Origin of the sequence: Winogradskyella forsetii (genome assembly GCF_013394595.1) — a bacterium.
GTDB classification, from domain to species: Bacteria; Bacteroidota; Bacteroidia; order Flavobacteriales; family Flavobacteriaceae; genus Winogradskyella; species Winogradskyella forsetii.
Genome location: NZ_CP053348.1, coordinates 2,917,271 through 2,931,327 on the forward strand (window position 1 = coordinate 2,917,271; position 14,057 = coordinate 2,931,327).

Genomic DNA, 14,057 nt, shown 5'->3' on the forward strand with positions numbered 1-14,057 from the left:
TGTGCCCTTCAACTGCACCCAGGATAAACTAAAATCAAAGCATTATAAAAAAACATAAAGTAAACAACCAATCACTATGTTACGTCTTATACAACTCGAATTACAAAAACTTTGGCTGAATAGAGCCAGTAAGGTTTTAATAATCATCTCTTTTATTTTGCCATTTACGGTTTTAATTTTATCGTCTATTAAAATTAATTTCTTTGGTTTTTTTACATTGGAATTAGGTGAGTTGGGTATTTTCAACTTTCCTATTATTTGGCATATTACAACTTTTTTTGCAGCACAATTCAAATTCTTTTTTGCCATTGTAGTGGTAAGCATGATTGGAAATGAATACAGCAATAAAACCTTAAAACAAAATCTAATTGATGGTTTAAGTAAAAAGGAGTTTATTCTATCAAAATTCTATACCATTGTTTTTTTCTCTTTGTTCGCGACCATTCTAATTGGTTTGGCAACTTTTTTTATTGGTATGTATTACTCCAGTTATACAGAAGCTTCAATTATTTTCAGGGAAGTTGAATTTCTGCTTGCCTATTTTATAAAACTTGTTGGTTTCTTTAGTCTGTGTTTGTTTTTAGGCATGCTTGTGAAGCGTTCTGCATTTGCCTTAGGTTTTTTATTTATTCTTTACATTTTAGAATGGATAATTTTTGGGCTTGTATCTTGGCAAGCGGATTCCATAGAAATGGCATTTAACGTGAAGCAATTTTTGCCATTGGAGTCGATGTGGAATCTAATTAATCAGCCGATGCAAAGGGTCGTGATGACAAAATTTCCTGAAAAAACAGATATTATGTACGATTATGCCGTACATTGGTATGAGATCGCTATCGTCTTGGCTTGGACAGCACTTTTCATCTTTTTATCGTATCGATTACTTAAAAAGCGGGATTTGTAATAACTTTGAAATAATTGCTAAAAATAGTATGCAATGTTAAAACTGGGAGTTTTTAAGTTTTAGTTGTTATATTTTATGCATAGTGTGTTTACACATTAAAGCACTTATGAAAAAGATCTATTTAGTTTTAATCCTATTAATAACTAGCGTCCAAGTATTTGCACAAAATGAAGCTTCATTTTGGTACTTTGGACAAAATGCTGGTTTGCAATTTAATGCGCAGTCTGGTACCGTTACAGCATTGACTAATGGGCAACTAGGCACTTTGGAAGGCTGTACATCAATTTCGGATGAAAACGGCAATCTTTTGTTTTATAGTGATGGGCGAACCGTTTGGAACCGAAACCATCAGATTATGTCTAACGGAGATTATTTTGGTGGTACTGGTTTATTGGGAGACCCTTCAAGTACGTCGTCAGGTCTTATTGTTCCCAAACCAAACGATCCTAACAAATATTATCTTTTTACTGTAGATGAACCGCATCATGATAATGCTGCTGTATATCCGAATCAATTTAATGGAACTTATAATCCTGGGAGCGTTCCGGGTGATGACGATGGTTTCAACAATGGCTTAAATTATTCATTGATTGACATGACACTTAATGGTGGTTTAGGTGACGTAGATCCTATAGAGAAAAACAGGCATTTAGTAACTTACGACCCTCTCGATACGGAAGAAATAAAATATAAATGTTCAGAAAAAATAACAGCGGTCAGAGCTGAAGATTGTTCCTCTTTTTGGGTCATTACACATTTTGGAGACAAATTTTATGCGTTTAAGATTGATGCAAATGGCGTAAACCCTACACCTGAAATTTCCACAGTTGGTCCATATGTCCCTATTGAGGGTTATAGACGAAATTCATTAGGGTATTTAAAAGCATCGCCTAATGCCAAAAGATTAGTTGCAGCCAATTTTGGATATGCAACGGTTGCAGGAGGAAATGCTCCTGGCAGTGTGGATTTATATCTTTTTAACAACGAAACAGGGACTGTCTTTAACCATCTACAACTTTATGGTACGCAAAACAATAATAGTCCTTATGGTGTTGAGTTTTCTGCGGAAAGCAAAAAAGTCTATGCCACTATTAGTCAAGGTCCAGATGGAGTACCTCCCAGCCAAGTATTACAATGGGATTTAGAAAGTACTTTTATTGCCAATTCGTTGCAAGTGATTCACACTTCTAATAATATGACTGCAGGGGCTTTGCAACTAGGCATTGACAGACGTATTTATAGGGCACAATATGGAAGTCTAAATCTTTCAAAATATTTAGGTGTTATTTCCAGTCCTGAAGCTGATGGCATGGCTGCAAATTATAACGAACAAGGGATACTTTTAGATATTAATGGCACAAATCAAAATTTAAGTCAGATTGGCTTGCCTCCTTTTATCCAATCCTTATTTAATTCTGAAATTGACATTATCCAGAATGGGATCAGTACTACAGAGTTAGCACTATGCATTGGTGACAGTTATACTTTGCAAGCAGAAGATATCAATGGCGCAGATTATTTTTGGACTTTTGACGGTGCACCGTTATCGGAAACCACATCTCAATTATTTGTGGACACACCTGGTTTTTATGAAGTATATATTGAACCTAATAATGGTGAGTGCCCTATTGAAGGAAGTGCTCGTGTTGGGGTTTTTGAAATTCCTGTAACCAATTCGCTCACAAATGTTGAGGCTTGTGATGACATTTCTAACGATGGGATTTTTAGTTTTGATTTTACGGATAAAAATTCGGAAGCCTTACTAACACAAGATCCTCTTCAATATCAAGTTCGTTATTTTGAAAGTCAAGAAGATGCCAACTCTGGTGCCAATGCAATAACTTTTCCTTATACCAACATTAGCAGCCCTCAAACCATTTTTGTTCGCGTGGATAATTTTGAAAACACCAACTGTTTTGATGTAAACTCGTTTGAGCTTCGAGTATTTTCAAGACCACAAATATCAGAATTGAATACTATAGAGATTTGCGATAGTGACGGAGATGTAACTGATGGCATTGCAACAATTGAATTTGAAGATTTAAAAACATTAATTAGAGGGGATCAAGATGAAAATTCAACAGCAATTACTTTTCATCCTTCTCTAAATGATGCTAACGATAATTTAGCTGCATTGCCTTCAAACTATACGAACACAACGCCTTTTAATGAAACAATTTTTGTAAGAATCGAAAATACGGCTAGTACAAATTGTATCAGCACTGGTAGTTTTGACCTAGTGATAAACCCTATTCCAATAGCCAATGATATTTCAATTCTCCAATGCGATGAAGACGGCATTCCTGAAGGCTTCACAACTTTTAACATCAATAATCATTTAGAAGCTATTACTGATGATATTGAAAATAATTCCGTTGAATTCTATTTATCCCTTAGCGATGCAGAAAACCAAGAAAATGCCATTAATGGTAATGCCTTTGATAATTTTTTTAATCCACAAATTGTATATGCTAGAGTAACTAATCCAACAACTGATTGTATTAATTTTAGCGAAATATCCTTAGAAGTAAGCACTACGGCTTCAAACAATACAAGTTTGGAATTATGCGATACCGATGGTACGGAAGATGGTTTTATGGCCTTTAACTTATCCGAAGCTAATGAAACCGTTTTAGCTTTTTCTCCTACGGGTTTGGATTTGGCTTATTACGAAACATACGAAGATGCACTGTTGGAAACCAATCCTCTAGGAGCAAATTTTACCAATACTGTTCCTTACAATCAAACTATATATGGACGTGTGGAAAATAGTAACGCTTGCTATGGTATCAGTGAAATTGAACTAACCGTTTTGGCATTACCTAATATTGTAACTGAATTTGAAACTATTTACTGTTTAAATTCATTTCCTGAAACCATTACCTTAGATGGAGGTGTTTTAGAAGATTCCCAAAGCAACTATTACTACGAATGGTCTACAGGAGAGAACACCTCAGCGATTGAAATTGATGCGCCAGGGACATATAACGTAAGAGTTAGTAATACCGATGGCTGTTATAAAGACAGAACGATCACCGTTTTACCTTCCAACATTGCAACGATTGCCTCCATAGAAGTCATAGATGGTTCACAAAACAATTCAATTTCGATTTTTGTGGATGGTAATAGTGAAGGCGATTACGAATATGCCTTAGATAACATCAACGGTCCCTATCAAAACAGTAACACCTTTAGCAATGTGCAGCCAGGATTATACACCATTTACGTTCGCGATAAAAACGATTGTGGTATTGCGGAAGAGTTGGTTTCGGTCATTGGTTTTCCTAAATTTTTTACGCCAAACAATGATGATGTTAATGATTATTGGCAAGTTTATGGTATTTCAGAACAATTTCAATCGCATTCAATAATTTATATATTTGACAGATACGGTAAACTACTAAAAGAACTTGATCCGTTGGGTTCTGGTTGGGACGGCAATTACAATGGAGAAAAGATGCCAACCAGCGATTATTGGTTTAAAGTAAACCTAGAAGATGGACGAACCTTTACCAACCATTTTACATTAAAACGATGACCAAACCCCTAGATCTATATTTTAAACCTATAATAACCATTGTTTTTATCTGCTGTTTCAATTTCGTTGCTATGGCGCAACAGCCTAACGATTGTCAATTTGCGGTAACCGTTTGTGGGAATTCAGATTTTAGTTTGAACGTAAATGGTATTGGCACACAAGAACTAGGTAATTCCAATACCTGTTCTAGTCAAGAAAATAACAGCATTTGGTTAAAAGTGAATATTTCAACATCTGGAACTCTCGCTTTTACATTAACACCAGGAAGTACGAGTATTAATGAAGACTATGACTTTTTTATTTTTGGTCCTAATGTGAGTTGTAGCAACATAGGACAAGCAATTCGTTGCTCTACCACAAACCCTGCAGCCGCTAATCAAGGCAATAATCTAACTGGTCTAAATTCAACATCAACAGAAACTTCTGAAGGTCCTGGAGCCAACGGCGATAGTTTTGTTAGTGAGATTGATGTGCTTACTGGTGAAAGTTATTTTATAGTTATAGACAGACCAATTGGAAATAGTCCTTTTTCAATAAATTGGACAGGTACTGCCACATTTCCCGATGAGCCATCAAATCCTGTAATTGCTAATCCGTCTTCTTCCAGTTTGCCCAACATAGAAGTTTGTGATGATTTAGCACCTTATGATGATAATATCAGAGCGTTTGACTTCACAACCTTAACCCAAGATATCATCAATGGCGAGTCCGATATTGACGTAACCTACCACAGTTCAGAAAGTGATGCGAATATTAAAGTAGATGCATTGGGAAACGTGTTCAATAACACTTCGAGTAACCAAGATATTTATGTTAGAGTTGAGAATACAACTACAGGATGTTTCATTATCAATGATATGACCATAACTGTTTCTGCCCTCACAAATTTTAATAGTCCTACAGATTACGAAATTTGCGATGATGATTTGGATGGAGACGATCAAAATGGGCTATCTAGTTTCGACTTTAATTTAAAATCGGAAGAAATTGTAAACGGAATGGCTGGTGCAAATTACAATATCAGTTATTACCTAACTCAATCGAATGCCGAAAGCGCAACTTCTGTGCTTCCTAATAACTATACCAATTCAACTCCGACACCGACCGAAATATTTGTTAGAATTCAGGATATGGATTCTGGGTGTATTGGTTTTACATCTTTTAATATTATCGTTAATCCGATGCCAATAGCGAATGATGTATCTTTACTACAATGTGACGAAGATGGTATTCCTGAAGGATTTACTACCTTTAATATAACGCAGATTGAAAACGCTATCTCTGGAGATGATCCAAATATTACAATAGACTATTATCTTTCAATGGTTGATGCCGAAAATCAAGATGATGCCATAAATGGTGATGCTTTTAATAACTTCTTCAACCCACAAATTATTTATGCGAGAGTAAAAAACACATCGACCAATTGTGTTAATTTCAGTGAAATTTCTTTAGAAGTTAGTACAACCGTTACTAACGACGTCGATATTCAGTTGTGTGATACGGATGGTGTGGAAGATGGCTTTATGGAGTTTAATCTTGGTGCTGTAGCTGGAGCTATCTTTCCTAATACAATAGAAGATTTTATTTTGGTCTATTATGAAACCTACGAAGATGCTTTAGTAGAAACGAATCCGCTTGACGCAACTTTCACCAATACAATTCCCTATAACCAAACCATCTATGGACGTGTAGAAAACACCAATGCTTGTTACGGCATCAGCGAAATAGAACTAACCGTTTTTGAATTACCAAATATTGAAACCGAGTCTGAAACGTTATACTGTTTAAATTCATTTCCTGAAACTATAACTTTAGATGGCGGAATTATTGGAGATTCCCCAAGCAACTATTATTATCAATGGTCTACAGGAGAGGACACCTCAACGATTGAAATTGATACGCCAGGGACGTATAACGTAAGAGTTAGCACTACCAATGGCTGTTATAAAGACAGAACGATCACCGTTTTACCTTCCAACATTGCTACGATTTCCTCCATAGAAGTCATAGATGGTTTACAAAACAATTCTATTTCAATTTTTGTAGATGAAAACAGTGAAGGTGATTACGAATATGCCTTAGACAACATCGACGGCCCCTATCAAAACAGCAATATATTTACTAACTTACAACCAGGTTTATATACGGTTTACATACGAGATAAAAACAATTGTGGCATTGTAGAAGATTTAGTTTCTGTTATTGGATTCCCTAAATTCTTTACACCAAATAATGATACTGTCAATGACTATTGGCAAGTTTATGGTGTTTCAGAACAATTTCAACCAAACACCTCTATTTATATTTTTGATCGTTATGGCAAGCTTCTAACCGAAATAAATCCATTGAGTTCTGGTTGGGATGGCACGTATAACGGTGTAGAAATGCCTACTAGCGATTATTGGTTTAAGGTGAAATTAGAAGATGGAAGAACATTCACCAGCCATTTTACTTTGAAACGATAAATTAAAATTTGTATTTTAGACCTAACCAAACCAATACTTTGAAAAGCACATATTACATCATTTGCTTTTTTTTATTGATTCCATCATTTCTAGTGATGGGTCAAGATATTTCTTTATACCAGCAATTTAATGGGAGATACGATTACACGGCCATAGGAAATACCATGAATACTGAAGAAAACGGTGTCGCTGGCCCTTGCTCGATTTTAACCTCATCTTCGGCAGATTTAAATCTCAACACAGATCAAAACGTAGTTGCCGCCTATTTATATTGGGCGGGATCGGGAAACGGAGATCTAGATATTAACCTAAATGGAATACCTGTGACCTCTGAACGTAACTTTAATGATGCTTTAGACGCGACACGAGTATTTTTTGCCGCTTTTGCAGACGTTACGGATATTATAGTCAACGAAGGTAATGGCAGCTATACCGTTTCAGATTTTGATTTAACCACGACTATATTACCTTATTGTTCTACAGGTACAAATTTTGGAGGCTGGGCAATAACCATTATATATCAAGATGACAGCTTACCTCTTAACCAACTTAATGTTTACGATGGCTTACAAAGTGTACCTGATGCTCTTAGCATAACGCTAGATAACCTGAATGTATTAGATAATGAAGATGCAAAAATTGGTTTTGTGGCTTGGGAAGGTGATCGGTCCTTAGCGGTTAACGAGCAATTGACCATTAACGGAAACGTGATTAGTAATTTGCCGTTAAACCCAGCGAACAATGCCTTTAATGGGACAAACTCGTTTACAGGAGCCACCGATTTGTATAATATGGATATTGACGTGTATAATATTCAAAACAATATAAGTATTGGAGACACTTCAGCAACCATAGCTTTAACTTCCGGACAAGATTATGTGATGATCAATAACATCATTACGGTCCTAAACAGTCAGTTACCAGATGCCACAATTAGTATAGATAGTCGAACTGTGAATTGTGGAGACTACAATGTTGAACTCTTTTATAGTATAAGCAATTTTAACAGTACGGATATTTTACCGGCCAATACGCCTATTGCATTCTACTATAATAGTAATTTTATTGGCGCAACTGAAACTATTAACGACATTGCCATAGGTGCAAGTGAAAGTAATTCTATTATTCTTAATTTACCAGAAGGTATTGATCCCAATGTAACCATTGTAGCCATTGTAGATGATGTTGGCACAATGAATGGTATTGTCACAGAAACGAATGAAAACAACAACAGCACGTTTATAGATATTCAATTGCTTCTTATTCCTGAAGCAGAAACACTTCCATATCTTATTGGCTGTAATGAAGGTTTCGAGACCGCTACTTATAATTTGTTCGATGCCCTTGAAACTTTAAATTACACTGAAGAAGAAGTGACGTTTTATAATTCATTGGATGATTTAGAAACAGAATCTAGTCCCATACTAATCCCTACTGACTATAATAATAGTCTAAATCCCGAGACTATTTATGCGCGATTGGTAAGTCCGCCGTGTTATGAAATTTTCCAGTTCGATTTAACTATTGAAAACTGTCCGCCATACATTCCACAAGGTTTCTCACCAAATGAGGATACTTACAATGATTGGTTTAACATCCAAGGGTTGTATGATATTTTTGTAGAACATGAATTACAGATTTATAACCGCTATGGCAACCTCATCTTTGTTGGCACTGATGGTAAGCCTTGGTTTGGAAAAACAAATAGAGGTATCAATAATGTAGGAAGTAAAGTTCCAGTTGGTACTTATTTTTACATCCTGAATTTAAACGACCCCAATTATCAACCTTATATGGGATGGGTTTATGTGAATTATTAATACCTATTGGTGCTTAATGTTAAAGTTTTTATCCATTCATCTTATTTTTTTGCAGTTCTGAATAACATCCTTTAATTTTATACGCGTTAAGAAAATTTTACTGTTAATTCCCTCCTCATTTTATTATTTCCCTCAAAACAGATTAAACTAAAATTGAAAATTTAGAACATTTCATTTCTATTTTTCAAAACGCTATTATAATATTGAGTTTCAGGTTAAGCAATTTCTAATACGAAAGTTTAGGAATATTTGAAATCAATTTGGGAAGAAAGGCCTCGTTCTGAGGTCTTTTTTAGTTTAAAAGTGCATTTTACGCTTTAAAATGTTAACATTTTGTGTATTTCAGCGTATTTTTTTGTATTTCATCTTTATTAATTCTACATTTCGCCCGTATTAAAACGTAGGATAGGAAATTACCCGAATCTATCTGCACTAAACAATTTAACCTTAACCGAAACGAATGACTTATTTCAACCGCTCCCTCTGCTTATTTATAGGCTTAATTTGTAGTGTTTCTTTTGCACAGCAAGTTTCTGTAGATAATTCAGTTTCACCTCAAGACTTAGTTCAAAACACACTCATACAAGGCTGTGTTGAAGTCTCAAATATTTCATCCCCTTCAAACGGAACATCAATAGGAATTGGAAGTTTTGGATATTTTGAACGTGCCTCATCAAATTTTCCTTTTGAAAACGGAATTGTATTAACCACAGGAAATGCTAACTCAGCTGGTAATGGACAAAACAACACCATCTTAAATGAGGGTGATGCCACTTGGCTTACTGATAATGATCTTGAAACTGCCTTGGGAATATCTGGAACTGTAAATGCAACTTCCATTGAATTCGAGTTTATTTCAATTTCAAATCAAATTCAATTTAATTATATCCTAGCTTCAGAAGAATATTTCGGAAATTTCCCATGTGAATATTCTGATGGATTCGCCTTTTTAATTAGACAAGCTGGTACTAGTGATCCTTATACTAATATTGCTTTGATTCCAGGAACCACAACACCTGTGAACACCAATACGGTTCACGACGAGATTGTTGGCTTTTGTCCTGCTTCAAACGACGAATTTTTTGAAGGTTACAATGTTGGAGACACCAATTATAATGGTAGAACTACAGTCCTTTCTGCGACGGCATCAATTCAACCCAACGTACAATACCAAATTAAACTGGTCATTGCAGATCAAACGGATCAAAATTATGATTCTGCCGTATTTATTGAAGGTAATAGTTTCGATGCTTCTGTAGATTTGGGTGAAGATTTCTCTACTTGTGCAAGTAGTGTCGTTTTAGATGGAAACATTGACAATCCAAATGCAACTTATAGTTGGTATTTTAATGACGCGCTAATTGCGACTGAAAACCAATCGACTTTAACCGCTTTACAAGCCGGAAATTATCGTGTGGAAATTACATTACCACTCGCAGGAAATTCCTGTGCTATTGAAGATGATATTAATGTGGCTTTAAGTTCTACTCAAACTTCTGAACCACTTTCAGATTTTCAACTTTGTGATGATCTAAGCGGTGATGGCCTTGAAATATTTGATTTATCCTTAAAGGATTCAGAAGTACTAGCTTCTGTACCTTCGTCGAGTTATACCATTTCTTATCACTATACCAACTCAGATGCTTCAAATAACAGTAACGCTATTACAAGCCCGATTCAAAATACTGGAAATCCACAACCCATTCATGTAAGAATTGAAGATACAGATAACGGTTGTTTGGCATTTTCCACCTTTAATTTAGTAGTAAATAGCTTACCAATAATTTCAAACCCAACACCTTTGATCGTTTGTGATGACCAAACTGCAGACGGAATTACGGCTATGGACCTGAATGCTTTGAAAGACAATGAAATTACTTTAGCACAATCTAACTTAGTGGTTACTTATCACAGTTCTGCGAGTGATGCCGCTAATGGTATCAATGCCTATACAATTCCTTATACCAACACAAACGTTAGTGAGCAGTTATTTGTAAGTGTTAAAAATCCAGAAACCGGTTGTATCAGTACAACTACCTTAGATATTTCAGTGATAGAAAGTCCTGTTATAAATATGGAAGATCATTATATAGATGCTTGTGACGCAGATCATGATGGTTTTGCCAATTTTGATTTAACATCTATTATTCCAGATGTTCTACAAGGACTCACAGGAGTTACTGTAACCTTTCATGTTTCCCCAGAAGATGCACTTTCTGGTGCAAACCCCATTGCTGATGACACAAATTATGCTAACATTACAGCTGAAGAACAAATAGTCTATATTAGAGTGGAAAATGATATGACTGGTTGTGCTTCCATTGCCCCTATTGAATTGCACTCCAATTTACTTTTAACGGCTACAAACATTAGGGATGTCAGCTTATGCGATATTGGTGACGACGACACAGAAGAATTTGATTTCGCAAATATTGCGGTAGGAATTATTAATGATTTGATCGATGTTGAAGTATTTTTCTACGAAAGTGAAGACGATAGAGATAATCAATTAAACCCTATAGATACCGACTCACCTTACTATAATCAGAGTAATCCGCAGACCATATATATTGGCCTGCAAAGTCCAACCTGTTATGAAGTTGCAGATTTTGATTTAGTGTTGTACCCAATAATAGAATTTCAATCTGTCGTAAGCCTCATCGTTTGTGATACGGATCAAGATGGGTTTACAACCACAAATTTATCATCATTAAACCAAGATGTCACCAATGGAGAAGACGGTTTTGATGTGACTTATTTTCCAACAGAGCAAGATGCAATTGACAATACCAATGCCTTGCCTAACTCATATACAAACGTAACAAATCCGTTTACCTTATTCCCTAGAATTACGTCTTCCGAAACAGGCTGTTTTGATTATAATTCTTTTGAAGTGACTGTATTACCAGCACCAGAAAGCGAAAAGCCTGAAGATATTATTATTTGTGATGCAGATAGAGATGGATTTTCACCTATAAATTTAAACAGTAGTATTCCAAATTCAATTTTAGCAACTCCAGATCGCACAGTAACTTTTTATAATACGAGAAATGATGCTAGGTCAGGAGCAAATGCCATTGAAAACACCTCTAACTACGCTGCACAAACCGAAGATGTTTTCATGCGTGTAGAAAATAACAGTACAGGGTGTTATTCCATTGAGATATTAGAAATTATTGTGAATAAATTACCTTTTGTTGGTGATTTGTCCAACTACGTCGATGAGTTTATCTTTTGTGAAGATGCATCAGACGGCTTTGGTGAATTTATTTTTGAAAACAAGGATGTAGAAGCTTTAAGCGGACAAACAGGTAAAGAAGTTTCATATTATCTTAACCAATCAGATGCAGACAATAAAACCAATGCTATAGATAAAACAAGTCCCTATGAAAACATTAGTAATCCTCAAGAAATCTATGTGAGAATTGATAATATTACTGACGAATCTTGTTACACAACCTCTTCGTTTATCATTGAAGTAGGTACAAATCCAATTTTCAATGACCCAAGTGATTGGTTTGTCTGTGATGATAGTGTTGTTGATGGTTCTGTGATGCATGATTTTACAAGTGTTATAGCGGAAGTTTCTGCTGGAATCCCAGATATAGAAACTGTTAAATTCTTTACTTCAGAGGAAGATGCCATTAATAGCACCAACGAAATACCTGTACAATTTGCAAATACCGTAAACCCACAACAGATTTACGTACAGATAGATAATGGTACCATCTGTAAGTCTATTACATCATTTGTGGTTAACATCATTAGTACTCCAGAAGTTACGCCTATAGATCCATTAATAGAATGTGACGATGATACGGACGGTTCACTTGAATTTGATTTAACCGTAGCCGTAGAAAACATATTAGATGTAAGGCAGGAAGATCTTGTATTAGCTTATTATGAAAATTTTGAGGATGCCGAAGCAAATATAAATGCTATAGCAACCCCAGCCAGTTACACAAACACGTCAAACCCACAAACAGTTTATTATAAAGTCACCAACACCATATCAAACTGTTATACGACCTTACCAATAGAATTAATAGTGAATCAACCACCACATATCAATGATTTTGAACAATATACCATCTGTGCTAACGATGCTAATAGTGTTGACTTAACTGAAATTAATGAGGTTGCTAGAGATGTCAATTTCAATGTACTTTTCAGCTATTTTGATAATGAAGCAGATGCGATAGCGAATACCAATGCTTTAGATACGAATTATACCTATCAGTCTGATTTTGACACTTTGTTTGTAAGAACAGAATTTAGTACAACACATTGTTCTACGTATTACCAATTTAATTTAAAAGTTGAACCATTACCAATTGCTAATCAACCTAATGATTTAATGGATTGCGATGATGATTTTGATGGCATTTTAGAATTCGATTTAACCCAACAAAACGCTAGTATCTTGGGAGGACAAAACCCTAATTCATTTACGGTAAGCTACCATAATACTGAGCTACAAGCCAACGAAAATAATTCAGCTTTAGAGACAGATTATATGGCTTTTGATGGAGAAGTGATTTATACTCGTATAGAAAATAACAGCACAGGATGCTACAGTGTTGGTCAATTCTCGGTAATTGTGAACCCGCTTCCAATCGTAGATATTGGAGAGCAAGTCATTTGTTTGGATAATATGCCATTATTGGTATCTGCAAACACCAATAATATAGCAGATACTTATTTATGGTCCACTGGAGAAATAACACCCGAAATTGAGATTACCGAAATAGGTAGTTATTGGGTAGAAGTAACTTCAGAATTCGGTTGTGAAATCACAAATTATTTCGGAGTTTCAGAATCCACATCAGCAATTATAGAAACGACAGAAGTCATTGACTTTTCAGACCCAAACAATATTACTGTAACCATAAGCGGAATTGGAGATTACCTGTACCAATTGGACGATTTTGAACCGCAAGAATCCAACGTCTTCCAAAATGTAGCTATGGGTTACCATACCGTTACGATTATTGATTTGAACGGTTGTTCTGACACTACTAAAGAAGTCTTGGTCGTTGATATTCCAAAATTCTTTACACCTAACAGTGATGGCACCAATGACACTTGGCATATTGTGGGCATCGAAACATTGCCTGGTACTATTATAAATGTCTATGATCGCTACGGAAAACTGATTACACGATTAAATTCTAATTCATCGGGTTGGAACGGTAAATACAATGGCGAAAAAATGCCTACTAGTGATTACTGGTATGTAGCAGATGTACAACGTGGTTCTATTGCATTTCAGGTCAAAGGGCATTTTACTTTGAAACGATGATTTAAAGTAACCACTCGTCTATGTT

The 14,057-nt window shown here is 35.5% G+C and carries 5 protein-coding genes; all 5 read left to right on the top strand.

The genetic code is table 11. The annotated features are described in order from the left end of the window. Nucleotides 1–76: 76 nt before the first annotated feature. The 5 genes from HM987_RS12700 to HM987_RS12720 all read left to right on the top strand — a co-directional run bounded on the left by HM987_RS12700 (nt 77) and on the right by HM987_RS12720 (nt 14,032). Complete coding sequence (locus HM987_RS12700) at nt 77–904, top strand: ABC transporter permease (protein ID WP_179008440.1); 828 nt, start codon at nt 77–79, stop codon at nt 902–904. A gap of 106 nt (nt 905–1,010) precedes the next feature. Next, entirely contained in the window at nt 1,011–4,442 is a 3,432-nt protein-coding gene (locus HM987_RS12705; RefSeq protein ID WP_179008441.1) for a T9SS type B sorting domain-containing protein, read from the top strand. Then, complete coding sequence (locus tag HM987_RS12710) at nt 4,439–6,910, top strand: T9SS type B sorting domain-containing protein (protein ID WP_179008442.1); 2,472 nt, start codon at nt 4,439–4,441, stop codon at nt 6,908–6,910. The genes HM987_RS12705 and HM987_RS12710 overlap by 4 nt, the downstream gene beginning before the upstream one ends. 38 nt (nt 6,911–6,948) lie before the next feature. Then, the gene (locus HM987_RS12715) at nt 6,949–8,730 is read left to right on the top strand and encodes a gliding motility-associated C-terminal domain-containing protein (protein WP_229724445.1); all 1,782 of its coding nucleotides are present in this window, start codon (nt 6,949–6,951) and stop codon (nt 8,728–8,730) included. A gap of 460 nt (nt 8,731–9,190) precedes the next feature. Further along, on the top strand, nt 9,191–14,032 hold the full coding sequence (locus tag HM987_RS12720) for a T9SS type B sorting domain-containing protein (protein ID WP_179008443.1): 4,842 nt from the start codon (nt 9,191–9,193) through the stop codon (nt 14,030–14,032). The last annotated feature ends 25 nt before the right edge of the window (nt 14,033–14,057 follow it).

What these genes read in the sequence shown, in the direction of transcription:
- HM987_RS12700 (WP_179008440.1), top strand. Translation starts at nt 77, where the DNA reads ATGTTACGTCTTATACAACTCGAATTACAAAAACTTTGGCTGAATAGA.
- HM987_RS12705 (WP_179008441.1), top strand. Translation starts at nt 1,011, where the DNA reads ATGAAAAAGATCTATTTAGTTTTAATCCTATTAATAACTAGCGTCCAA.
- HM987_RS12710 (WP_179008442.1), top strand. Translation starts at nt 4,439, where the DNA reads ATGACCAAACCCCTAGATCTATATTTTAAACCTATAATAACCATTGTT.
- HM987_RS12720 (WP_179008443.1), top strand. Translation starts at nt 9,191, where the DNA reads ATGACTTATTTCAACCGCTCCCTCTGCTTATTTATAGGCTTAATTTGT.